Here is a 25,038-nt window from a genome sequence, read left to right as displayed (position 1 = left end):
GTAAATGACGGTATTTGTTATTTTATATCTGTACATGAATAGCTTTATCGTTGCTATTGATACCGCAACTAAACGCTATTGACGCTGATAAACTACGTTACCGCCAATCCAGTTAGTTTGTACCTGATGTTGTTGATCAAGTAACAATAAATCCGCGCGGTAGCCGACTTCAATTCGGCCATGCTGCTTACTTTTAATAAATTGCGCTGGATATAACGACGCCATTCTGAGGGCTTCTGCTGTTGGCAATGCCAGTTCATTAATGGCGTAGTTTACTGCTGAGATCATATCTAACACTGACCCCGCTAGCTGGCCTTGCTGGTTGGTAAGCTTATTACCTTCGCGACTGACTACACCATCAAAAAATGCAAACTCAGTGTCAGTGGTGCCAACCGGAGACATGGCATCAGTCACTAGGATTAATTTACCTGGCGCTTTAGCCGCTAAGGCTACTTTGGCGGCAACAGGGTGCAAATGGTAACCATCTAAAATAATACCGCACCAACTATCGGCATCCGCCAATGCTGCGCCAACCATACCTGGGGCACGCGAGTTCAAACCCGACATGGCATTATATAAATGGGTAAAACCCGTAGCGCCAGCAGCTAAAGCTGCCTGAACGGTAGCTACATCGGCATTAGAATGGCCTAGGCAAACAATGACACCTAACGCTACTAGCTCGGAAACCTGCTGAGCGCTAATAGCTTCAGGGGCGACGGTTAGCAATTTAATACCTAAATCGGTTCGGCTATAAATAGCTAATTCAGCAGCCGAAATTGGCCGAATATATTGCTCAGAATGTACGCCTTTTTTCGCCACCGATAAATGTGGCCCTTCAAAGTGCACACCCAGAACTCCTGGCTGATTAGCCGCGATAGCTTGAGCAATAGTATCAGCGGCTTGTTGCATCACTTGGATACTGTCGGTGATCACTGTAGGTAACAATGCCGTGGTACCAAATTGAGCATGGGCTTGGACCATAGTGGCTAATGTTTGCGCAGTAGGCGCAGTATTAAATAACGCCCCACCGCCACCATTGACTTGAATATCAATAAAACCAGGCACTAATGATGCGGCAGAGACTTCACCCTTAGCCGGCGTAATTGCTTGGATTTTACCATTGGCAATGGTTACAGTAATATTTTCCAGCCAATGTTCACCATCAAACAATCTGCTTACACTAATTTGCTGCGTCATAACGGCCTCGTTGTCACTTGAATGCTTGGTTGCTAATTTTTACTACTAGTAGGTTTGCTACTAGAGTTTGTCTACTTAGCCATTGCTACTGTTTTTCGATACGGTTTGATGTGCTGGCTATTTACTAAAAGAGCTTTAGCTACATTTTATTTAAAGCGCTTAAGCTACATTGTTTTTGTCACTTTATTTAAGCCCACCGGTGCATCGGGGTTAATGCCTAAATCACGCGCAACCACTTCAACATCTAAGTAAAAGCGTTGTAATACTAGTAACGGTAGTAACCGTGCTGGTGCGATAATAGGTTGATGATGTAATTGTAATACCGCAGCGCCACGGCGGGTAACATCGGCAATTTGCTGATTATGGGCTGCTATAGATTCATCATTAATACTGATATCAATAATGGTAAAATTATCTTTGACTAACGTTACTGGGCCATGCAAAAACTCGGCACTGGAAAAAGCTTCAGCATGAATACCGCACACTTCTTTTAATTTTAAAGCGATTTCACGTGAGATGGCATAGCCTAGGCCACGACCCAACACCACTAAATGCTTAACATTCTTCAGTGCTGAGGTGTTTAACTGCATGGGTAAATCAACCGCTTGCTGCATTAATGCTGGTAATTGCTGCACTGCTGTCAATAGCTCAGGTTTAGCAGACCACACCGCAACTAAGTGCAAAATAGCGCTAAGGGTAGCCAAATAGCTTTTGGTTGCTGCCACGGCTTTTTCTTCGCCAACATTAAGCGGTAAGCTGTAATCGGCCATTTCGGCTAAGGGTGAACTAATATCATTAACCAGTGCTAACACTAAAGCACCACTTTTTTTAGCCATTTCAACTTGGGCTAAAATATCAGGGCTGCGACCCGACTGGGAAATAACAATGACTAAGGCGTCAGATAACTGCAAAGACTTATGATAAATGCTGGCGATAGAAGGCGCGGCAGACATTACCGGTAAGCCAATTTCAATTTCAATTAAGTATTTAGCGAACACGCCAGCATGATCTGACGAACCACGACCGACCATATAGACAAACTTTGGTTTTCTAGCGGCGATAACAGCAACCACTTGCTGAACTTTTTCCATATTTGCGGCAAGTTGTTCTGCAATACGACTGGGCGCTTCTCTCGCTTCTATTGCCATAATACTGCTGTGATTCATTCGCTATATTACCTTGTATAGTTTAGTTATGGTTCGTAAATAGTTGCGGTTAAAGCATCGTTTATGCTGCTACGCTAACTGCGCCTGTTAACAGTAGGCTGCAGACTAAGCTTATGTTAATTTTGCTGCCGACTGCACTAGATTGGGTCAGTGTAAAATGAGCATTAAAAATTATCTAGTACCAATAAAAAAGCCAGCGAAAATAATTTCGGCTGGCTTGGGATAAATCTTAACTTTACTGCAAATAAAGATTAGCTAAGTTATTGTTTTAACTAGCTTGAGCAATTCTTAATACTAATTTTTGCGTATGCTGTAATGACAATAAATGGGCATAAATTACTTTTAAATAACCATTCTTATGTAATTCTACTAAGGTTACATCATCTAAATCAGCTAGTTTTTGCTCATCTACTAAGTAAATACCATTAATGCGCCGCTCTTCGCCTTGCACATTTAAGGTTAATACTTGCTGTTTTAATAAGTCTAAGCTTTGTAATTTAGCAATCATCTTAGTGGTAACCTGACCTAGCTCTAAAAACTCGGCCATATGTTCTTTACGTTTAGCTAAGAACTCACTTTCTGTACCGTCTTCATTAAATAAAGCTTCGCCTGTGTCGTTCCCTACACGTGCTGATGTTTCGTCTACTGCGACTAATAAACGGTCTTTATCATTTTGGTCATGAACTAATACTAACGGGTAGTTACGAATAGCGACGGGTACATAAGTACCTTGCCAATTACCATCTTTTACAAATAAATTTTGTTTAGAAGATAAGCCCAACATAATCACAGATTGATAAGTGTTCTTTTCTTCGTTTTTAACAAATACAATCGGGTATTCAGCACCAGCAACAATAAACTCATGGGCAGTAACGGGAAGTAAATGATCGCCTGCAACATGTGCATACGGATTTTCAAAATTTATTTTTAAAGCACCATGTACATCTTTGTTTAACGGCATAATTTTTGGTGTAGGAGTCGAAGTCATAAAAAGCTCTTTTACTATCATCAAATTAAGCTGCTACATATATATCACGCAGCGGGTTCGCGCTTATCATGCGCTAAGTCAGCTAGCGGATCAACCGTCTAGCTGAGGTGTTAATCAGGTTTATTTTTATCCGCCAAACTGATAATAGGTTGGCGATCCAGGTCCTACCGGTAAACCCAGCAAAAATACCCAAACATAAAACAGGGTTGTCCAGCCAATAAAAACACTATGCTATACGGCAACATCGTCGCGATTAACGTGCCAAGACCTAAGTCTTTTTTGTAACGCGCAGCAACCGCTAAAATTAAACCAAAGTAACTCATCATCGGGGTTATTAAGTTGGTAACCGAATCACCAATCCGATATGCCGCTTGAATAACTTCAGGCGAGTAGCCGACAATCATCAGCATAGGCACAAAAATAGGTGCAAATATTGCCCACTGCGCTGATGCTGAACCTAGTGACAAGTTAATAATGGCGCACATAGCAATAAAGAAGAAAAACAATTCTGGGCCTGTTAAGCCTATATTTTGCAGTGCAGTTGCGCCATTTACGGCGATAATAGCCCCCAAATTTGACCAAGAGAAAAACGCGACAAACTGAGCGGCAAAAAACACTAAAACGATATATAAACCCATCGAGCTTATGCTTTTAGCCATGCCATCAATCACATCACGATCAGTACGCATAGTGCCAACAATACGACCATACACAAAGCCAGGAATGGCAAAGGTGATAAAAATAAATACCACTATGCCTTTTAGGAAAGGTGACCCCGCTACTGCACCCGTTTCAGGGTGGCGTAATGGCCCCCATTCTGGCAATACACTTAATACTAATAAAATACCTAATCCCAAAAAAGCTAACCCAGCCATTTTCAAACCGGTTTTTTCCGTTTTTGTTAACGGGTCTAAGGTCGGGCTGCCTAGATCAATTGCGGCCTCATTAACATCGTACTTGCCTAATTTAGGTTCAACTATTTTTTCAGTAACAAAAGCACCCAGTATCGAAATAACAAAAGTACTAATGATCATAAAGAACCAGTTAGCTTCTGGGCCTACGGTATAGTTAGGGTCAATTAAATTAGCCGCTTGTTGAGTAAAACCTGCGAGTAAAGGATCTACAGTACCAATAAATAAGTTAGCGCTATAACCGCCTGATACTCCGGCAAAAGCCGCCGCTAAACCTGCTAGAGGATGCCGACCTAACGAGTGAAAAATTACCGCTGCCATCGGGATTAAAACCACATACCCCAGTTCTGAAGCAGTATTAGAAACAATACCGGCAAAAACAATTGTTACCGTAACCGTACGTTTTGATGCGCCCATTACTAGGCCACGCATGGCGGCAGAGATTAAGCCAGAATGCTCGGCAATACTGACGCCTAATAAGGCAACAAGCACCACACCTAAAGGCGGAAAATTGGTAAAGTTAGTGACTAAGTTTGAGACTATGCGCTGCAAACCGTCAACACTGACTAGGTTAACCACGCGAATAACGCCATCTGCAGCACGCCCAGCTGAACCTTCTGGTCGAGGGTCAAGCGCGCTAACATCAAAATAGGCCGCAATACCACTGCCTACAACTACGGCTACCGCAAACATGGCAAATAAGGTTACTGGGTGCGGTAATAAATTTCCTAACCACTCAACCGTATCTAAAAAGCGTGTAAAGACACTTCTTTTATTGTTTGCAGCCAGCGTATTTTTATCCGGTGCTGACATGAAAGTTCCTCAATTAGTGCCGCTAACTGAGCATCAATAGTAAAGCATAAGCTTTTAACCACTTAAGATACTTTTTTATAACTAGCTGGCGAAAAAAACACATTAATGAATTTAAAAAGCCCTTTTGAACCTAAGTAACTTTTTTAAGCGTCCGCAACTTAGCACAGATCATCTACCCTAAAAAGCTTAAAGCTCGTATTTTTATCAGTTGGTACTCATTAGCAACTAGAAACCATACATCTGTTCCTCTTTGATTAACTTATTCGCTTAGGACTCTTTAAGCACCACGAATACTCTCTCTAGCTACCCTTTTGTCACTCTTCATAGCACTAAAGTACCGTTGCTGTTATTTCCAGCGCGCCCTAGCATAGCTAATAATATTAAAATAATAATCGGAGTTTATATGCGCATAGTAGTAACCGGTGGTACTGGTGGTATTGGCTTTGCCATTGCAGAGCATTTTGCTAAGCAACAACATCAGGTGGTTATTGCCGACTTGCAGCAGCAGGCTATTGACGCCAAAGTACAACAGTTAACAGATCAAGGCTTAAATGCCAGTGGCATGGTATTAGATGTTACCTGTGCTGAATCTATTGCCGCTTGTGCACAACAATTTCCTGCGGATGTGCTGATTAATAATGCCGGAATTCAGCATGTGTCGCGTTTAGAAGATTTCCCACCCGAAAAGTGGCAACAATTAATTAGTGTCATGTTAACCGGTCCTGCCATGTTAAGCCGCGCTATGCTCCCTGGCATGCGTGAGCGTAACTTTGGCAGGATCATTAATGTTGGTTCTATACATGCGCTAGTGGCCTCGCCGTTTAAATCAGCTTATGTGGCTGCAAAGCATGGTTTATTAGGCTTTAGTAAAGTGGTGGCGTTAGAAAACGCTGACATTAACTTTACTATTAACACTATCTGTCCGGCGTATGTAAGAACGCCATTAGTCGAGCAGCAAATTAGTGCTCAAGCTAAAGAGCATAATTTAACTGAACAGCAGGTTATTGAGCAAATTATGCTAGCACCAATGCCGCAAAAAGCCTTTATTGGCGTTGATGAAATTGCCGCGACCGCTGCCTTTTTATGTAGTGATGGTGCACGCCATATGACGGCGCAAACCTTAGTGCTCGATGGTGGCTGGACAGCACGCTAGTGTCTTGACAAAAACTCAGGCACAATCAATATCATGATTTTACTATGACTACGCCGGTAGAAATGATGTTAAACGGTAGCAGCATTGGTGTCGGCACCATTGCTGCACTCTCCTTAGTCTATTTACTGATTTTATTTAGCGTTGGCCGTTTAGGCAAACGCATCAATAGCAAGCACCCGCTGGCACCTTGGGTGTTTAGCTTCTCATTATCTATTTATTGTACCTCGTGGGCCTTTTACGGCGTAACTGCGCAAGCTGCGGTAAATGGCTGGTGGATGCCACCCACTTATATTGGCTCTTTTCTATTATTTTGGTTTGGTTTTAAACTGATTGCCCGTATCGCTATTGCCTGTCGGCGGTATCGCATTACGTCTGTCGCCGACTTTATTGCTACCCGTTTTGGTCACTCCCGCAGTTTAGCCGTGATCACCACATTGATTATGCTGATGTCGGTGGTGCCTTATATAGCGCTGCAACTCCATGCTGTTTCTACCAGTATAGATACCTTAGTCGGCGGTACCACCCAACAAGATTGGTATCGAGATACCGGTTTATATGTCAGCCTGTGGATGGCGGTTTTTGCTCTGTTATTTGTTAGCCGCAGTGCTAAAGCACATCAACCTAATCCAGGTTTAATGACCGCCATTGCTTTTGAGTCTTTAGTTAAATTATTAGCCTTATTAGCCATCGGTATCTTTGTCTGTTTTGGCATCTATGATGGCATAGGTGATATTTTTACTGCGGCCAAGCATCATCCTGATGTACTGGCTTTGCAAAAAAATGCATTACCCACCCATACTTACTGGCTGCATGTGCTTTTAGGCTTCGCCGCTACGTTATGTTTACCCAGACAGTTCCATGTTACTTTTGTTGAAAATCAGCACTTAGGTCACCTACGTAGTGCACGTTGGATTTTCCCTTTGTATTTAGTGTTAATAGGCATGTTTACCCTGCCGTTAGCGCTGGCTGGAGTTATGTTACTGGGCAGCGATGCCAATATTGATTTAGTGTTATTGCAAATTCCCATGGCGGTGCAGCGCACTGATATGGCATTGCTGGCCTATTTAGGCGGCTTTTCAGCTGCCACTAGTATGGTGGTGGTGGCGACGGTTGTGTTAGGTATTATGATCACCAATGAGCTACTAGCCCCTATTTTATACCGTGATCCTATCCAGCAAGCAGAGCAGCCGCATCGGGTGAAAGTGGCGACTTTGCGGCGCTTTTCAATGCTGGCAGTGATGGTAATGGGCTTTATTTATTATCGCTGGATTGGTACTACAACGGGCTTGGCCCAATTAGGCCTAATGGCTTTTGCTTTAGTCGCCCAATTAGCGCCAGCGCTGATTTTAGGCTTATTTAGTCGTAAAATTAATCGCCAAGGTGCTATTGCTGGCTTGTGTGGCGGTTCATTTTTGTGGGCTTATACCCTGTTATTACCCGAGTTAAGCCGTGCCGGTTTAATTAATATGGATTGGCTAAGCTCAGCCGCAACGGCTTGGTCTACGTTAATACCGCAGTCATTACAGGCAGATACCTTAACCACCAGCGTATTAATCAGTTTAACCATCAACACGCTATTAGTGATTTTTGTCAGTCGCTTTAGCGTTACCCGAGTCGGTGAATGGCTGGAAAGTGGCCGTTTTTTACGCATTCAACTTAGTCCTCCCTCTCGAGCAACGCATAACTTATCAATACAAGATTGCTTTTTATTGGTTAAACGCTTTGCCGGCGAAAAAGAAGCTAAACACTTATTGCAACGCAATTTAAAAGATCGCTACGAACTACAACAATTAGCCCCCGCAAATCTGGTCCAAGCCGCAGAGCGTAGCTTAGCCGCTGTGGTGGGTGGTGCCTCTATGCGTTTAATTATGGATGCCTCTAGTAAGCATGCGTCCTTGCCCATTGAGTCAGTGGCGCGCTTTGTCGACGAAGCCAGCCAAGTATTTCAGTTTAATCAATCATTATTACGCTCAACTATTGATAATATTAGCCAAGGCATTAGTGTGGTTGATGCCGACTTACGGCTAATAGCTTGGAACCAACGCTATATAGATTTGTTTAATTATCCGCCTGGTTTAGTTGAAGTGGGTAAACCGGTAGCAGATTTAATTCGTTTTAACCTCGAGCGAGGCTTAATTGATAGCGATAATATTGAAGCCGAAATAGTTAAACGCTTAAGCTTTTTAAAACAAGGTAGCGTCTATAAGTTTCAACGCCGCCAACAGGATGGCCGAGTACTAGAAATGCAAGGTAATGCCTTGCCAGGTGGCGGTTTTGTCACCACTTATAGCGACGTCAGTGACTTTATTGATGAGCAATATCAATTAGAGCAACGCGTATTAGCGCGAACTCAGGACTTACAGCAATTAAACCAACAACTGCAATTAGCCCAAGAAAAAATAGAAGCCAATACCTTAGCTAAAAACCGTTTTTTCTCAGCGGCCAGTCATGACTTAATGCAGCCATTTAATGCCTCAGCTTTATTTGCTAGTTTATTACGCGACAAACAAACCGACCCCGAATTAAAACAACTAAGCCAACATTTAATTAGTTCGTTAAACTCAGCTGAAGAGTTGCTTGGCACTATTTTAGAACTAACTAAATTAGACTCTGGTGCTATTACCGCTAACTTACAACCGGTTACTATTAGTGCCATTTTGGATGATATCGCCAAAGATGCCTCCGTATTAGCCGCTGAAAAAGGCTTAACCTTTCACTATCAGCGCTCATCATTAGCGGTCATCACTGATCGCAAGCTATTAAAGCGGGTGGTGCAAAACTTATTAGCCAATGCCATTCGTTATACCCAAAGCGGCAAAGTGTTATTAGGGGTTAAACGCCGCGGCAAACAGCTAGTGATTTGTGTTATTGATACCGGTGTCGGCATTGCCGAAGAAGACCAGCAACGGATATTTGAAGAGTTTCATCAAGGTAATCAGCCGGATCAAAAAGGTTTAGGCTTAGGCTTAGCCATTGCCCACCGTATGACTGAAATACTGCAACATAAGCTAGAATTACACTCTGTGCATCAGCAAGGCAGTTGTTTTAGTGTCAGCGTGCCTATCACTAGCCAAGCTACCGTGGCAGTAGTTAAACCCGCTTTTCATACTATTAGCGCCAGCTTTAGTGGTAAAACGGTATTGGTGCTAGATAATGAGCCACAGCTACGCTTTGCTGTCGCCGAGTTGCTGCGCAGCTGGCAAATTAACGTTATAGCATTAGGTCAGCCTGAAGAGGTAATACAAGCCTTTACAGACGGTTTAGTGCCAGATTTAATCTTGTTTGATTACCATTTAGATAATGCAGTGACCGGTGTTGCCGTTGCCCAGCAAATAAGCGAACAGTTTCAATTGACTGCGCCGATTATTATCCACTCGGCCGATCATAACGAGACCATTCGTGAAAGCGCATTAAGTGCCGGTTTCTACTTCTTACTAAAACCGTTAAAACCGGTTTCGTTAAAGAAGCTGTTCCAACGCTTATTACGTTAACGCAACTTTATAAGCCGCGTTATCGTTAGTTATATCAATAGCGTTGAAATAATTTCGAGGTGATAACGAGTTAATTACTCAGTGATTGCTAACCTAAGCCATTAAGGTTATCTATCTGGCAGGCGCAGCTTTTCAAATAAAATGCCGGCTAAGGTGCGATTATTAACGTTTAACTTGCGTAAGACCGCAGAGACATGCTGCTTAACCGTCGTTTCTTGCACATTCATTTCATAGGCTATTTGTTTATTCAACAAACCATCGGCAACCATTTTCAATACCCGAAACTGCTGTGGTGTTAACTGCTCTAAGCGTTGGGCGAAATCATCATCTATCAACGAAGTAGCATTATTTACATCAGCTATTAACTCTTCAGGCAACCAAGTATCACCATTGAGCACGGCAGCAATCGCATCAGATAAACGCTCTAAAGGCGCAGATTTGGGAATATAAGCAGAAGCCCCTAAGGCTAAAGCTTGTTTAATGATTACTGGGTCTTCTTCTGCTGACACCATAATCACTGGGACATCAGGATATTCAGTACGCAGTGCGGTCAGGCCTGTAAAGCCATCAGAACCCGGCATTTTTAAATCAAGAAAAATAAAATTAGTATCAGGGTGTTGGCGTAATAATGGCCAAAGCTGTCCCATGTTTTGCGCTTGGAGCAATAAAGCGTCAGCACCAAGGATATTGGCACAAGCTTGGGATAAGGCTACACGAAATAAGGGGTGGTCATCTGCAATTAAAGCAATCATAGTAATGTTTCTGAGCATTTTTGCCCATAATGAACCGGGGCTTTCGCCCCGGCAAGGTTTTTCTTAATTAGAAGCGGTAACCAACTGATAAGCTAACCGTACGTGGGTCGATATAATAACCTGTAATAGTTTGCTCACCCGCTAACAATGGGAAGTTATAACCGGCAACACGCGCTTGCTTATCACCTAAGTTCTTACCCTGTAACGATACATCCCAGTGACCATCTTGTGAATACCAGTTAACACCAGCATTAATCAAAGTATAGCCGCCGTAATCAAGTACTGAAGGTACTTCAAAGATTTGCGTCGCACCGCGATAAGCTAAATTACCACTAAACACAATGTCACCAAAATCAGTCACAATAGTATAACGAGTAGCTAACGTTGCTGTTAATTCTGGTGTATTAGCAAAGCCCCAAACATCAGATACGTCTACGACAGATTGTGAGGTTGGGTCAAAGAACTCTACTTTATTAAATGATGCATCTAAGTAACCAACAATGGCACTGATTTCAAGATCGCGCGAGGCAGCAAATAGCGCTTCAACTTCAGCACCGTTAATATCTGCGCTAGCGGCGTTTAATACTTGAGAGGCTACGTTATTACCTACAGCACGTTGCACAGTAACTTGCATATCATCATACGAAGAATGGAAAACCGCTGCGTTTAAACGTACGCGTTGATCTAACCATTCACTTTTGATACCAAACTCATAAGTATCAACCGTTTCTTCTTGGTACGGGTCGGTAGCGTTAGGGTTAACAACTTCAACCGCACGCATGTCAAAACCGCCTGATTTAAAACCATCGGTGTAGCTTACATAGTACATTAAGTCACGGTTGTACTGATATTCAGCACCAATCCGCGGTGAGAAGTGGCTAAAGCTTTCACTGCCTGCGAAATCTGTTTGTACCTGTAGTAATGTACCTGGAACAACAGGATCACGTGGACCTTTATAGCCTAAGTACATGTTGCGATACATCGTCGCATCTTTATCATCTTTAGTGTAACGACCACCCGCTGTTAACGATAGCTTATCAGTTAACTGATACGTACCTTGGGCATAAGCAGCAATACTATCGGTATCAACACAACCACCGTTTTCAACGGTTACACCAGCACCGGCAACAATGACAGTACCAAAAGAACCACAAGCTTCACCGGTATAATAATATAAACCAGACGCCATTTTAAATTTGTCGCCAGTAAATAATAACTGCAATTCTTGTGAAGTTTGTTCATCTTCATAGAAAGCTGGAACATCTAATGACGCTAAAGGTGTAGAGTCAAAGTCGATATTAGTATCTGTAACGCCTTTCCGTTTTGCGGTAACCGATTTAATGGTCCAGTTATCATTAACATCCCAAGTTAGGGTTAATGACTGGCCTTCAGTGTCAACTTTGTTATCAGCAGGCATACTGGTGTAAGAGTCATACACGCTATCTGTTAACGGTTGATCTGGTACTAATAAACTTGGTGTTAAGCGGAAGCCACCTTTAGAGTTAGACTTATCTACTGTTTTATCTGCACTAAAGTTAACTCTAAAATTATCTGCAGCATTCCACTGCACGCTAATACGGCCAGATTGGACATCTTTATCGTAGTTATCAGCACCGGTATTTAAGTAAGTACCAAAACCATCACGATTAAAGCTAGCAATTGCACCACTAACAAATAAAGTGTCGGTTAAACCCACTTGACCTGACAATTTAACATCTTGCTGGTTTTTAGTACCGATAGTACCGCGCACTGCAAACTCAGTATCGCCAGTTAATTGTTTAGTTACATACTTAACCGCACCACCAATAGTGTTACGACCATATAAAGTACCTTGTGGACCACGTAATACTTCAATCCGCTCTACATCATATACATCTAACGCCGCACCTTGTGGACGCGCCATATACACATCATCAATGTAGATACCAACGCCTGGCTCAAAACCCCATAATGGATCTTGTTGACCAATACCACGAATATAAGCCGTTAACGTACTGTTAGTACCGCGCGAAACTTGTAACGTGGTATTGGGTGAATATTGCTGAACAGCAATTAAGTTATCCATACCGCGTTGTTGTAATTCATCACTACCAATAGAGGTTACTGCTACTGGTACTTCTTGTAAGCTTTCAACTGTGCGACGGGCCGTAACCTGGATCCGCTCTAGTTTTGCGCTTTCAACTTCCGTTTCTGCTACCGCTTCTTGAGCGATAACACCACCACTTAAACTCGCGCTAATAGCTAGTGCAATTAAGCTTGGCTTAAGTAAAGAGCGGCTGAATTTGTGCGTTACATTGTTTTTATAATTATTGGCCATTTAGGCTCTCCTGCTGATTTAATGCAATGTCCACCCTACTGTAGCGCTCTCTGCAGATTTTTTAACCTGTACCTTAGTACTATGGTGCAAAAACCCATGCTGTATCAGACTAACCCAAAATGACAATAAGGATTTAAGATGTTAGCAGTCATAGGACTTCTAGTCGGGTTAGGGTTACTCTTTGTATTAACAATGCGTGGCTTTAATCTCTTTGTAACCGCACCACTATGTGCGTTATTAGTTGCCGTTACCAATGGTATTCCATTTTGGCAACTCACTGATAAGCTTGATTTTGTACATGGCTATATGTCTGGTTTTGCCAGTTTTGTTGCGGCTTGGTTTTTAATGTTTTTACTAGGCTCATTATTTGGAAAACTGATGGAACACACCGGTGCAGCTGATGCCGTAGCACTGATGATCGTGAAAAAACTCGGTAAAAGTAAAGCCGTTCTGGCTGTGGTATTAGCTTGTGCGGTGTTAACTTATGGCGGCGTAAGTTTATTTGTGGTGGCGTTCTCGGCCTATCCAATGGCATTAAGCTTATTTAAAGGCGCTAACTTACCGCGGCGCTTTATTCCTGCCACGCTAGCTTTAGGTTCAGTTACCTTCACTATGACATCTGCAGGTTCACCTGAGATCCAAAACTGGATCCCAATCCAATATTTAAATACCACCCCATATGCCGGCTGGCAAGTGAGTATTATCGTGGCCATGTTTATGGCCATCGGTGGTTATATGTTATTAATGTGGATGATAAAACGTGCCGTTAGCAAAGGAGAAAACTTTGTGCAGCGCGAAACTGACCCAGCAATAACTGAACGTGCATTACCGCATCCGATTACCGGTATTATTCCGCTGATTATCGTATTAGTACTGTCATATTTATTACACGATAGCTTACAGCAAGCCGCGTTATTAGTGGCGTTAACCGGTGGTGTGGTTAGCTTATATCTATTGAATCATCGCTTTTTAAATAACCTAGGCGAAGCCACCAACGAAGGTGTTACCGGTGCGCTAATGGCAATTGGTAATACCGCCGCAGTCGTTGGTTTTGGTTCGGTAGCCAAATTAACACCTGCTTTTACCGATATAGTAGCCTTTATGACCCATTTGCCCGGCCCAGAATTATTAGGCGCCGCGGTGGCCGTTAGTGCTATCGCCGGCTTAACGGGTTCGGCTTCAGGAGGCCAAGTTATAGCCCTACCGGAAATAGCCCCGCATTATTTAGATCGTGGTGTGGATCCAGAGCAATTACACCGTGTGGTCGCTATTTCATCTGGTGCATTAGACTCACTGCCGCACAACGGTTATGTAGTAACTACCATTCGTGCTATCTGTGGCGAAACCCATAAAAACGCCTATTGGCCAATGGCTGTTGTGAGTGTGTTAGTGCCAGTAATTGGCACCTTACTTGCGATTACGCTATTTCAATGGCTATAAGGAGGTAAAGTTATGCCTAAAATTAATCTAATTTTTATCAGCTTACTATTACTGGTTGTTAGTTGTTCTGGCCAAGCTGAACTGGACAAAAACCTAGGCCAAGCACCTGTGCAAGAGCTAGCCTTAGTTGAAAAACAAGCCTTTGAAATGCCGGTTTATACCACCCAAAACGGCTCGACAATTAAGCAGCTAAAAGTTGGTTGGGAAGCTTACGGCACGTTAAATGCCGATAAATCTAATGTGATTTTAATCACTCACTTTTTCTCTGGCACGTCACATGCTGCAGGTAAATATACGGCCGACGATGCCGCTCCTGGTTACTGGGATGCGATTATTGGCCCGAATAAAGCTATCGATACTAATAAGTATTATGTGATTAGTGTTGATACCTTAGTTAATGCCAATGTGTTTGATAAAAACGTTATTACCACAGGCCCGGCAACCATTAACCCTGATACCGGTAAAGCTTATGGTTTAAGCTTCCCAGTAGTGACCATTGCCGATTTCGTTGAAGTACAAAAAGCCTTACTGGATAGCTTAGGTATTGCTAAATTGCACGCCGTGGTTGGCGCTTCAATGGGCTCGTTTCAAGCCATTGAATGGGCGACCCGTTATCCAGATAAAGTTGAACGCTTAATTCCTGTCATTGGCACAGCTTATATTGATGCTTGGGCGGCCGTAAAATTAGAGCGCTGGGCTTATCCGATTAAAACCGACCCTAATTGGCATAATGGCGACTATTATGAGCATGGCCAACCTAAGCAAGGTTTAGTCACCGCCTTAGCTTATATTATTCAAGATGCAGTATTCCCTACCGGCTTTAATATGCGTTATCCAGCGCCAGCAACCGATGCTGCGCCACATAACAATATTTTGGCCAGCTTTTCAGCTTGGGATCAACTGATGCAACATGCCGCTATGCGCGCTGAAGTGCAAGATGCCAACCATATTTTATACTTAATACGTGCTTCGCAACTGTATCGTGCTGGGATGGGCGACAATTGGCAGCAAGCGATTAAAAACATCAGCGCAAAAACCTTGTTTTTACCGGCAACAGGTGATCAGTTACTATATCCCGCTATGGCGAAGGCTAGTGTTGATGCCATGAATGCTGGCGAAAACCATGCCGGCGCTAAACAAGCAGACTATGCTGAAATTCCTGGCATATGGGGCCATTTAGATGGCGTGGTCGGTATTGCTGCAGTCGCAGATAAAATAGAAGCTTTACTTAACTAATCTTTAGTTTTAAATTATTATTTCAGTGATAGTTTAATTGAAACAAAAATCCAGCCAAAGGTTTAACCACGGCTGGATTTTTGCTTTGTAGGTTTAACAGAATTTATTGCAATATGAACTCATTACGGCAAACTACTAGCCGATACATTTTACGTTATTCTTTACGTCTCTATTCACGTTATTAATAAAAGCAAAAGGAAGTACTAATGGCCTATGATTATGGCAGTGAATCCCTAGGGATCCGTAACCCCTTTAAAGTAGAGGGACTTTTTAGAGCAATCAGAGGCCTGTTGGTAAGTTTGCTAGGTATTTATCCCTTACTTCAAGTGATTAACTTAGTTCAAGCAGATAAAGCGCTAGCCTGGATTTATGCTGGAGTGGGCTTCATTTTATTAGCCGGTGGTCTAAGAGCCTTGGGCGGTGGCATTTTTCAAATGTTTCGTTTTTTTGTTGGTCGCAGTGTGCCTACATCATTGGCACCGAACTTTAGCAAGTCAGAACGCGAAACCGCTAAGCTAGAAACCCCCCATTATAAAAGCATTGATTTAGAAGAAATGCTTATGGGTCGCAAAAATAAAACCTTTGTTGAACCTGATGGCTTTATTTCTCGCTTCGTTCATACCTTAGTCACAAAATTAATATTCTTACCTTATCCACTACGTAATCTAGCCCAGCGTTTTTCTGGTGCTATTATCGGCACTTTTGTCGCTTTAATTGCTTATGCGTTAACGGCGTTTGTGTGCTTAACTGGCTTGGTTGGTACTACAGGTGATATTTTATTACCTATTTTTTCTTTTGTATTAGTAGTGTATTTAATTTTAACCTGGCGCGCAGCCAGCACGGTGTATCGTCATGCGGAACGTACTATCGAAACCCAAGGCACTTTAAAATTAGCAAAAATTATGACCTTCGCTATTTTAGCGCCGGTAATTTTAGGGCTGATAATTAATTATTTACTACAGCAACCGGATATTGCCGATACCGTTGCACGCTTAAAGCAGTCAAATTTACAAAGCTTTGCCGTATTACCGCAGTTACTTTTAGTACTAGTATTTGCCGCTATCAGTGGCAGCTTAATTTTTATTTTATTAAAACAACGCACCGCGCTGGTACAGGCGCAAACTAAAGTGGCCGAGTACCGTGCTAACTGGCAAGAAAATATTCACCCTCGCGAGTTGTTTGTAAATATCGACAATATTGTGATGGCCAACCGCCGCTATAAAGAAATACCTAACCGTGTTTATCGTGAGTTAAATCCAAATTTAAACGAACAATCTGAAAGTAAAGGCAACTTTAGTGGCGAAGTTATGATAGAAACTCAGCCAGAATACGCGCCCTTACCCCATACCGCTTTATTTAAGCAACTACGTATTGCCGCTACTGCAGTAGGCCAAATATTACTATTAATTGGCCCAATGATTTTATTCTATTTAATGTTTGAAGCTAAAGACGTGATGGCATTAATTACCGATATTCAGAACGCTCGGTATAGTGGTGTTGATCCTGAACCCCTTGCCGTGCAGTTATTTAATGAAAGTCAGTTTATTTTAAGCTTATTATTTAGCTGGTTAATTTGTCATAGCTTTGGCCGCTTATTGCAAAACTACAGCCATACTTTTTGGGCCGAGCTAAACTTTAATTCATTATTAGTCTATTTAAAATGTGAAGGCACTTATACTGAAAGTAAGCTTACCACTGGTAAAGGTATTTACGATTCTACCGCTTCAGAAAACTATGTTATGCGCTCGTCATTAACGCCGTGGATTATCAGCTCGCGCATTATGACTAGCACCTTTGCCGACAGTGGCGCAAAGAATGTTGAGCACCCAAGACATATTTTAGAAATGCAAGAAAACCCAGAAGAAATGCAGTCGATTATCGCTGATATTCGCAGCTTCTTCTCTGATCGTGAAACCATTGCTAGCATTAAAAATGAACAAGATTTGGCTAACACCAATCAAATTCATCAAATAAATCAGCAATCACGCGCGATGCCGGTAACATCAGATCAAGCTACATTAGCTAGCCCACAAGCTGATGCAGAAGCCAGTACTGCGCTACCGTTAGAGCAACCTAAAGACTAGCCACCTTAGGTTAATTGCACTGCAACTCGGTACTAAGATTATCCACAGTCTTAGTATCGAGTTATATCGGGTTATTTAGTCTCGCTAAAACGGTTATCACGCACTCTCTCTCGAAAAAGTTTTATACGCTGCTCGTATTTTTATATCGTATTTATTCTCTGCATAACCAGGGCCGTTATAGCCTCGAGCGAACCGTGACCAATCTTTATTCTGTAGGTAGATATCTAGCGAGTTGTACTTTATAAAACCAACAAATGCCTCTAACTGCTTTGTTTCGGAGCAAAACATATCCTGAACAAAAGCCTGAACTGTTCGATAGCCACAGGCTTGATAGTTAAAACCCATAATCTGAAACCTGCCCCAAGACGCCGACTGCAATGCTGCTAACGGATCTAAAGCCAATGCTTGCTCTAAGCGATAGTATTCAGCATTACCACCCGTATACAAAGCAGGGTTCCAGCTTCTGCTAGAGATAGTTGGCTGGCTAATATCATAACGATGCTGGGTTAAACGAGAAAAAATATGGGCTTCAAATAATATTTTCGGCCTGCCGTTACTAAAATACGCTTCGCCTGAACATTCAACCTGAGCAACCGCTTTAATGGCAGCAACTTCGCAGCCTAGTGTTTGGGCAATATCATTATAATCTTGCGCGGTCGGTGGCGCAGAGGATTGTACCCTTGGCAATTGATAAGGTGTTGCATAAGCCGCAGCTAGGGTGGTATTTATTTTGCGGTGCGTAGCATCATTGGGCTCTATTTTACCATTGGGGTTTGCTAGGCCAACAACATTGCTTTGAAACAGCTTAATAGCCGCTACGGTTTTAGAGTTGTCTAGATGAGCCCCTAAAAAACCATCGATAACTAATGGCTGTATTGGTGAGCCTGTTGCTGAAAATATTGAAGTAGGTGCTAATGGCGTTAAAGCCAAAATTGTATTTAAAGCAATTTGCACCGCTTTAATATCACTGCCGATATTTACGCCAGCCATACCCACTGAGTAAGCAATATGCAACGAAGGCATAGTATTTCCTTGATTATTTATTAATCAAAAAAACGAGGAGTTTTAATTATAGTCGTAATTAATCTTGCTTGCTTAGGCCGTAGCTTATTAACATTTTATTAATTAACTACGACCCTATTTTAACAGCTTGTTGATTATACGGGGAATAGTACTAGGTGATCTAAGTCTAAGCGGATACCGATGTCTTCGCCTATGGCGTGGTTATGGTGGCTTAGCGCTAGGCATTGCACTTGCTCTCCACTTTTTAGCTTTAGTTGATACAAAATATGTGAGCCACGGAAGGTTTTTTCTACTACTGCAGCCGTAACTGGGCTGCTGTCATCGTGCACAATATCGTCTGGGCGAATTAACACATCTACCCTAGCGCCTTGCTGCATAATATTATTGTAGCGCGGGGTGAATATACCCAGATTAGTTTCTACTTTTCCTTCTGCTAATACGGTTCCGGGTACTAACACGCCACGGCCAATAAAGTCGGCAACAAAACGGTTAATCGGTTTATGGTATAACTCGTAAGGTGTGGCCCATTGTTGTAATTCACCGTCCGACATAACGCCAATAATATCGGCCATAGCAAAGGCTTCATGTTGGTCATGCGTCACTAACAATGCGGTGATATTTAGCTGTTTTAAAATGTCGCGAATATCACGGGCTAGGCTTTCGCGTAAATCGGTATCTAAACTAGAAAAAGGCTCGTCGAGTAATAGTACTTTTGGCTCTGGTGCTAAAGCACGCGCTAAAGCCACCCGCTGCAATTGGCCGCCTGATAACTGGTGCATAAAACGATTGCCTAAATTAGGCAAACCGACTAACTGCAATAATTGCCGTACTTTTTGCGCTTTTTCAGCTTTACTGGCGCGGGCCAAACCAAAGCTAATATTATCGGCTACTGATAAGTGCGGAAATAAAGCAAAGTCTTGAAACACCATACCTACTTGGCGTTGCTCAGGGTTTATGTGCTGTTGAGCACTGCTCACTTCAGTTTTTTGCAGCACAATACTGCCTGATTTTAGGCGTTCAAAGCCGGCAATTGCTCGCAATATTGTGGTTTTACCGCAGCCTGATGGCCCCAGTAGGCAACCTATTTGGCCCGGCATCAAAGCAAAGTTAACGTCTTTAACTACAGTATCCGCGCTATAGGCTATAGCAACGTGTTGTAAAGCTAGCATGGCTTACCCTTTAATATCCGGAGCTTTAATATCCGGAGCTTTAATATCCGGAGCTTTTATATCAGTATCAAGACCGCGTGCCAGTATTATCACCGGTAACAAACTAACTAACACGATAGATAATGCTGGTAACGCTGCATCGGCTAAGCGCTCGTCTGATGCCAGTTCGTAGGTACGCACCGCTAATGTATTAAAATTAAATGGCCGCAAAATTAAGGTGGCGGGTAACTCTTTTAACGCATCGACAAACACCAACAATAACGCGGTTAATACACTGCCGCGTAATAACGGTAAATGAATTTTCGTTAATACTTGACTCGAACTAGCACCTAATGAGCGCGCGGCATGGTCCATATTGGGTTTAATCCGTGCTAAACCTGACTCAACACTATGCAGTGACACCGCTAAAAAGCGCACGCTGTAGGCTAATACTAAAGCAAATAAACTACCCGAAAATAATAAACCGGTGCGAATACCAAACCAGTCTTCTGCCAATAAATCGATATGGTTATCTAGCCAGGCTAATGGGATCATAACGCCAATGGCGATCACCGTGCCGGGGATGGCATAACCTAACGCGGCCGTTTGCACCGGTAAGCGAATAAATAAGCTGTTACGTAACCGTTTAGCATAGGCAAAGGTTAGCGCCAATATCACCGATACCACCGCCGCAATGGCCGCCAAGGAAAAGCTATTCCACAACAAACTAATATAGGCTGGATCAAACAGCATTTCATAGCGCTCTGCCGCCCATAATCCTAACTGACTAGCCGGTAATATAAACCCGAACAGAATAGGTAAACCACATAGGATAAACACCCCTACTTGCTTGGCGACTGTTAACGATTTACGTGCCGCTGCTCTATGGCGTTGGCCTTGATGATAGTAGCGAATTTTACGCCGTGACCAATGTTCTAATAATAATAATATCAGCACAAAACTAGTTAGCATGGCCGCTAACTGAGCAGCTGCGGGTTGATTACCTAAGCCAAACCAAGTGCGAAAAATACCGGTGGTGAAGGTTGAGACGCCAAAATATTGCACTGTGCCGTAATCGGCAAAGGCTTCCATCATAGCTAAAGCAGTACCGGTTAAAATAGCGGGCCGAGCTAATGGTAAAGCAACCCGAATAAAGTGCTGTCGTGTGGTTAAGCCTAAACTGCGACTTGCTTCAGATAATGAGCCACTTTGTTCTGAAAAAGCACTACGCGCGAGCATATATACGTATGGATACAGCACTAACATTAACATAATGATAACGCCGCCTAACGAGCGTATTTCGGGGAACCAATAATCACCATAAGACCAAGAGAACGTGGCTCTTAGCCAACTTTGCACTGGGCCGGCAAAGTCTAATACGCCAGTGTAAGTATAAGCAATAATATAGGCCGGCATGGCCAGCGGCAGCAGCAATAACCACTGCAACACGCGGCGGCCAAAAAAATCATACTGGCTAACAAACCAAGCAGTGGTGGTACCTATAACTAACGCACCAAAACCGGTACCGGTAGCAAGCAGTAGCGAGTTAATAATATAGTCGGTTAATACGGTTTGGCGTAAATGCTGCCAAATTTCAACTTGCGGCGTAAAAACACTGGCAAAAACGACCAGTACCGGCAAAGCCAAAATAAGCGCGGGTATTAATACTACACCGCGCCAAAAATCAAACTGTGTTTGTCGATGTGACATCAGGCAATTACTTCCAGCCAGCACGATCCATTAAGCGAATTGCATCTGCATTTAATTCGCCTAAGTTCTCTAACTGTAAAGTATCGGCTTTAAATTCACCGAAACGCTGTAAAATGTCGCTACTGGCAACATCTGCACGAATAGAGTATTCATGATTTGCTTCGGCATACCAACGCTGAGCGTCAGCAGTGGTCATAAATTCTAGCAACTTAACTGCTTGGGCTTTATTGGGTGCATATTTAGCCACACCGGCACCAGAAATATTTACGTGTACGCCGTCTGTAGCTTGATTTGGCCAAAATACACTAAGCTTTTCTGCAGCAGCTTTTTGGCTATCATCCGCTAACATACCGGCTAAATAATAGGTGTTAGCAATAACTATATCGCACATGCCTGCGGCGGCAGCTTTGATTTGATCGCGATCACCGCCTCGTGGCGGCTGAGCAAAATTAGCCACAAAACCTTGTGCCCATTTAGCTGTTGCCGCAGCACCATCATGAGCAATAAAGCTGGCCGTTAACGATTGGTTATAGATATTATCTGAAGAGCGAACACAAATACGGCCTTTCCATTTAGCATTAGCCAAATCGGCATAAGTAGATAGTTCTGAGGCATCAACTTTAGCGGTAACATACATAATAGGCCGAGCGCGCATGGTTAGCCCATACCAATAGCCGTTAGGATCACGCAATGCACTTGGAATGGTTTCAGTTAAGGTGTCTGATTGAACGGCTTGCAGCACTTGCTGTTGTTTGGCTCGATATAAACGACCGACATCGGAGCTAATGATAATATCAGCAGGGCTATTGCGCCCTTCACTGACCATACGGCTAATTAACTCATCCGCTTTACCGGTAATAAGATTAACCTTAATACCCGTTTCGGCAGTAAATCTTTCTAATAATGGTTTAACTAATTCTTCTTGTCGGCCAGAGTAAACATTAACTTCAGCAGCGTTAGCCATAGGCAAAAAACTACTTAATACACTTGCACCAACTAAACTAATAACGCTAACTAATTTCATTCTGCTGCTCCAGTGACGACACTAAAATAATGCCGTGATTAGAACACAAACAAGAATGGTTCTCAATACAAACTAGCTTTCTGCTAACGTATTTCATCGCTAACAGAAAGCTAACTCTGTCGTATTATAAAAACAGTTTGTTAAAAACTACCCCGAACGCCAAGTGCAAATGAACGGCCAGGTAAAGGGGCAATATCTTTTAAAAATGACGTATGCACAGCGGCATATTCATTGGTTAAATTTTGTCCTTTCACATACAGTGATATTTCTTGCCCTGCTAAGTACACCCGATAGTTAACGCTGGCATCAACTAAGGTATAGCCAGCTGTTGCTGATTCTTCTGCCGCTACTTTGTCTTGTTTCAAATAACGAGTAGCACGAATGTCAGCACTGACATCACCTAAATCATAGCCAAATTCTGCTGCTAAACGCAGTGGCGGTGTACGAGGTAAATCACCACCTTGCTGTAAGCGGGCTCTAATATAGTCGGCTTGTAACGTTAAGGTATATGGATCGGCCATGCGCCAGACAAACTGGCCTTCAAAACCATGTAACCGGACATCCGCTGGGCTAAATAAGTACACCGGCAGCTCATCTTCGTGCTCATGTGCAGCTTCAGAGCCTGGGGTTGTTGCAGCATGATCATGGCCACTTTCGGCTAATAAACCGGTATTACGCTGATAATAATAATTATCAATTTGGTTATAAAAAGCATTAAATATAAAACCAAAATCACCACTAAATTTGCGTAGCGACAAATCGATATTATTAGCGGTTTCTAACTTAATAGGTTGGTTGTTAACTATAAAACTATCGCCATCAGCATCTAAATTAAATAAGGCGCCGACTTCATAAGAGGCCGTACCAATATGCGGGCCGAAGGCGAGTAATTCTGCTGCTGAAGGGGCACGCTCTGAACGTGACAATGACAAACCCAGGTTATAACCTTCAGCAAAATCCCATACCGCGCCGGCTGATAAGCTATAAGGGGTAAATTTCTGTTTAAAGGCAAATATTTGGCTAGTCTCATCATGGCCTGCTTCTGGAGCAGCATCATGTGAATGTAACTCTAAACTAGGCAATACCACGTTGCTAGCATCTATAGTGACTTGTTCTATTCGCGCACCTAATTGCAATAATACTGGGCCAAAATGACGCTCTTCCATCCAGGCTAAGGCTAACATTTCACTGCGTGAAGGGGGTGTAAAGGCTTCTTCACCCACCGCAGCAAAATCACTATATTTGTAATGCACACTAATGCCACCTAACCAATCGAAACGTGGCCGATGTAATATCTCGACCCGTGCCTCGTAACTATCATTACTAAACACTGTACCTATCTCGGTGCCTTCAATCTCTTTATGCTGATAATCAGTATAAGCAAAACGGGTATTAATTTGGCGAATAAAGTTATGCTGTAAATTAAGCTCGCTTAATAACTGCCAACGGTTTTGGCTTAATTCGGCATGTACATCTGGAGTCGCCTCAGCTTCTGCATGATTGTGACCTGCATGGCTATGGCCTGGAATGCCGTATTCACGATCCATTCGGCCATAAGAAACACCCACAAAACCATTATCGAGTAAATAACTGCCGCCTAAAGTAAAACCGGTCGCTTTAGCTTGGGTATTTTCCACTTTATTGCCTAACGCTTCATCAGCGTGCTCGGCGTGATCGTCATCTGCCTCGCTATGTGAATTGCGATGCGGAATTTTATAAGCATCGTTATCACGAATAAAACCATCCGCATATACAGCAAAATTATCGCCACCGCTGCTAATAGAGCCCGCGGCCAGTTTTTCGTTATTACCTGAGCCATGCTCTAGCATCCATTCGGCGCGGGTACTGCTATCCGTGGGAACACGCTGATCAACCACGTTAACCACACCACCAATAGCACCGCTACCATAAAATAAGGTTGCTGGGCCACGTAACACTTCAATTTGGGTGGCGGTGCTGGCTTCAGCTGCCACACTATGATCAGGGCCCACCCGAGAGGCATCACCTGAATCTAAACCGTTTTGAGTAATTAACACTCTAGGACCATCTAAACCGCGAATAATAGGGCTACTGGTAACACCACCGTAAAAACTACTATGCACCCCAACTTCATTTTTTAAGGTATCACCTAGCGTAGCAGCCTGACGCATTTTAAGATTATCACCCGCCAGCACACTGACCGGTAACGCTGATTCATTGGCAGAAGCATGAAATGGGCTGGCTTTAACATCAATCACTTCTATTGCCGATGATAATAATGTTAATTTTAAATCGGTTAAGCCTTCTTCTGGCACGTTGAAATGAAAATTACGGTGGGCATAACCACTGGCTTCAACGTGTAACTCGGCATCGAGGGTATGCAAATTATCAATAATAAAACGGCCGTCACTGTCTGACTTAACCCGAATATTCTCACCAATAATCGATATTTCTGCACCAGTAAGAGGTTTACCAGCGGTATCGGTTACGACACCTTTGACTGCTTGTGCCCATAGTGGGCTAGAAAATACCGCAGCTGTAATTAGGCTGGCTAAAACCGTTTTATTAAACATTTTCACTCCTATTCTGACACTGACACGTTACTT

At 42.9% G+C, this 25,038-nt stretch carries 16 protein-coding genes; 5 read left to right on the top strand and 11 right to left on the bottom strand.

Features of this window, described 5'->3' with window-relative positions; all coding sequences use genetic code 11:
- Window positions 1–75 precede the first annotated feature (75 nt).
- The 4 genes from nagA to BI198_RS03545 all read right to left on the bottom strand — a co-directional run bounded on the left by nagA (window position 76) and on the right by BI198_RS03545 (window position 5,075).
- Window positions 76–1,197, bottom strand: a complete 1,122-nt coding sequence (nagA, locus tag BI198_RS03560) for an N-acetylglucosamine-6-phosphate deacetylase (protein ID WP_070048313.1) — start codon at window positions 1,195–1,197, stop codon at window positions 76–78.
- 164 nt (window positions 1,198–1,361) lie between these two features.
- On the bottom strand, window positions 1,362–2,363 hold the full coding sequence (gene nagB-II, locus BI198_RS03555; RefSeq protein WP_070048312.1) for a glucosamine-6-phosphate deaminase NagB-II: 1,002 nt from the start codon (window positions 2,361–2,363) through the stop codon (window positions 1,362–1,364).
- Between the two features lie 268 nt (window positions 2,364–2,631).
- On the bottom strand, window positions 2,632–3,351 hold the full coding sequence (locus BI198_RS03550) for a SapC family protein (protein ID WP_070050626.1): 720 nt from the start codon (window positions 3,349–3,351) through the stop codon (window positions 2,632–2,634).
- Between the two features lie 164 nt (window positions 3,352–3,515).
- Entirely contained in the window at window positions 3,516–5,075 is a 1,560-nt protein-coding gene (locus tag BI198_RS03545) for an AbgT family transporter (RefSeq protein WP_317133694.1), read from the bottom strand.
- 403 nt (window positions 5,076–5,478) lie between these two features.
- Here BI198_RS03545 and BI198_RS03540 point away from each other — a divergent pair, with 403 nt between their 5' ends.
- The gene (locus tag BI198_RS03540) at window positions 5,479–6,228 is read left to right on the top strand and encodes a 3-hydroxybutyrate dehydrogenase (protein WP_070048311.1); all 750 of its coding nucleotides are present in this window, start codon (window positions 5,479–5,481) and stop codon (window positions 6,226–6,228) included.
- Between the two features lie 44 nt (window positions 6,229–6,272).
- A complete protein-coding gene (locus BI198_RS03535; RefSeq protein WP_070048310.1) occupies window positions 6,273–9,719 on the top strand; it encodes a hybrid sensor histidine kinase/response regulator in 3,447 nt (1,148 codons plus the stop codon).
- A 107-nt stretch (window positions 9,720–9,826) separates the two neighbouring features.
- Here BI198_RS03535 and BI198_RS03530 read toward each other — a convergent pair whose 3' ends face one another.
- Entirely contained in the window at window positions 9,827–10,471 is a 645-nt protein-coding gene (locus BI198_RS03530) for a response regulator (protein WP_070048309.1), read from the bottom strand.
- Window positions 10,472–10,538: 67 nt separating this feature from the next.
- On the bottom strand, window positions 10,539–12,788 hold the full coding sequence (locus BI198_RS03525; protein ID WP_070048308.1) for a TonB-dependent receptor: 2,250 nt from the start codon (window positions 12,786–12,788) through the stop codon (window positions 10,539–10,541).
- A gap of 138 nt (window positions 12,789–12,926) precedes the next feature.
- On the opposite strand from BI198_RS03525, the gene BI198_RS03520 reads away from it, so the two are divergent.
- The 3 genes from BI198_RS03520 to BI198_RS03510 all read left to right on the top strand — a co-directional run bounded on the left by BI198_RS03520 (window position 12,927) and on the right by BI198_RS03510 (window position 17,548).
- A complete protein-coding gene (locus BI198_RS03520; protein ID WP_070048307.1) occupies window positions 12,927–14,228 on the top strand; it encodes a GntP family permease in 1,302 nt (433 codons plus the stop codon).
- Between the two features lie 12 nt (window positions 14,229–14,240).
- Entirely contained in the window at window positions 14,241–15,464 is a 1,224-nt protein-coding gene (locus tag BI198_RS03515; protein ID WP_083256545.1) for an E22 family MetX-like putative esterase, read from the top strand.
- A gap of 206 nt (window positions 15,465–15,670) precedes the next feature.
- A complete protein-coding gene (locus BI198_RS03510) occupies window positions 15,671–17,548 on the top strand; it encodes a hypothetical protein (RefSeq protein ID WP_070048306.1) in 1,878 nt (625 codons plus the stop codon).
- A 96-nt stretch (window positions 17,549–17,644) separates the two neighbouring features.
- On the opposite strand, the gene BI198_RS03505 is transcribed toward BI198_RS03510, so the two are convergent.
- The 5 genes from BI198_RS03505 to BI198_RS03485 all read right to left on the bottom strand — a co-directional run bounded on the left by BI198_RS03505 (window position 17,645) and on the right by BI198_RS03485 (window position 25,005).
- Window positions 17,645–18,571 (bottom strand): N-acetylmuramidase family protein, encoded by a 927-nt coding sequence (locus BI198_RS03505; RefSeq protein ID WP_070048305.1) that lies wholly within the window; start codon window positions 18,569–18,571, stop codon window positions 17,645–17,647.
- Window positions 18,572–18,705: 134 nt separating this feature from the next.
- Window positions 18,706–19,740, bottom strand: a complete 1,035-nt coding sequence (locus BI198_RS03500; protein ID WP_070048304.1) for an ABC transporter ATP-binding protein — start codon at window positions 19,738–19,740, stop codon at window positions 18,706–18,708.
- 3 nt (window positions 19,741–19,743) lie between these two features.
- The gene (locus BI198_RS03495) at window positions 19,744–21,429 is read right to left on the bottom strand and encodes an ABC transporter permease (protein WP_070048303.1); all 1,686 of its coding nucleotides are present in this window, start codon (window positions 21,427–21,429) and stop codon (window positions 19,744–19,746) included.
- Between the two features lie 7 nt (window positions 21,430–21,436).
- Entirely contained in the window at window positions 21,437–22,453 is a 1,017-nt protein-coding gene (locus tag BI198_RS03490; RefSeq protein WP_070048302.1) for a Fe(3+) ABC transporter substrate-binding protein, read from the bottom strand.
- A gap of 140 nt (window positions 22,454–22,593) precedes the next feature.
- Window positions 22,594–25,005, bottom strand: coding sequence for a TonB-dependent receptor (locus BI198_RS03485; RefSeq protein WP_070048301.1), 2,412 nt, complete (start codon window positions 25,003–25,005; stop codon window positions 22,594–22,596).
- Window positions 25,006–25,038 lie beyond the last annotated feature (33 nt).

The sequence above is a fragment of the Rheinheimera salexigens genome (genome assembly GCF_001752395.1).
Classification (GTDB): domain Bacteria; phylum Pseudomonadota; class Gammaproteobacteria; order Enterobacterales; family Alteromonadaceae; genus Alishewanella; species Alishewanella salexigens.
Note: the sequence above shows the minus strand (reverse complement) of the source record. Positions and strands in the feature narration are given on the sequence as shown.

What these genes read in the sequence shown, in the direction of transcription:
- BI198_RS03515 (WP_083256545.1), top strand. Translation starts at nt 14,241, where the DNA reads ATGCCTAAAATTAATCTAATTTTTATCAGCTTACTATTACTGGTTGTT.
- BI198_RS03500 (WP_070048304.1), bottom strand. Translation starts at nt 19,740, where the DNA reads ATGCTAGCTTTACAACACGTTGCTATAGCCTATAGCGCGGATACTGTA.
- nagA (WP_070048313.1), bottom strand. Translation starts at nt 1,197, where the DNA reads ATGACGCAGCAAATTAGTGTAAGCAGATTGTTTGATGGTGAACATTGG.
- BI198_RS03530 (WP_070048309.1), bottom strand. Translation starts at nt 10,471, where the DNA reads ATGATTGCTTTAATTGCAGATGACCACCCCTTATTTCGTGTAGCCTTA.
- BI198_RS03525 (WP_070048308.1), bottom strand. Translation starts at nt 12,788, where the DNA reads ATGGCCAATAATTATAAAAACAATGTAACGCACAAATTCAGCCGCTCT.
- nagB-II (WP_070048312.1), bottom strand. Translation starts at nt 2,363, where the DNA reads ATGAATCACAGCAGTATTATGGCAATAGAAGCGAGAGAAGCGCCCAGT.
- BI198_RS03540 (WP_070048311.1), top strand. Translation starts at nt 5,479, where the DNA reads ATGCGCATAGTAGTAACCGGTGGTACTGGTGGTATTGGCTTTGCCATT.
- BI198_RS03545 (WP_317133694.1), bottom strand. Translation starts at nt 5,075, where the DNA reads ATGTCAGCACCGGATAAAAATACGCTGGCTGCAAACAATAAAAGAAGT.
- BI198_RS03510 (WP_070048306.1), top strand. Translation starts at nt 15,671, where the DNA reads ATGGCCTATGATTATGGCAGTGAATCCCTAGGGATCCGTAACCCCTTT.
- BI198_RS03535 (WP_070048310.1), top strand. Translation starts at nt 6,273, where the DNA reads ATGACTACGCCGGTAGAAATGATGTTAAACGGTAGCAGCATTGGTGTC.
- BI198_RS03505 (WP_070048305.1), bottom strand. Translation starts at nt 18,571, where the DNA reads ATGCCTTCGTTGCATATTGCTTACTCAGTGGGTATGGCTGGCGTAAAT.
- BI198_RS03490 (WP_070048302.1), bottom strand. Translation starts at nt 22,453, where the DNA reads ATGAAATTAGTTAGCGTTATTAGTTTAGTTGGTGCAAGTGTATTAAGT.
- BI198_RS03520 (WP_070048307.1), top strand. Translation starts at nt 12,927, where the DNA reads ATGTTAGCAGTCATAGGACTTCTAGTCGGGTTAGGGTTACTCTTTGTA.
- BI198_RS03485 (WP_070048301.1), bottom strand. Translation starts at nt 25,005, where the DNA reads ATGTTTAATAAAACGGTTTTAGCCAGCCTAATTACAGCTGCGGTATTT.
- BI198_RS03550 (WP_070050626.1), bottom strand. Translation starts at nt 3,351, where the DNA reads ATGACTTCGACTCCTACACCAAAAATTATGCCGTTAAACAAAGATGTA.
- BI198_RS03495 (WP_070048303.1), bottom strand. Translation starts at nt 21,429, where the DNA reads ATGTCACATCGACAAACACAGTTTGATTTTTGGCGCGGTGTAGTATTA.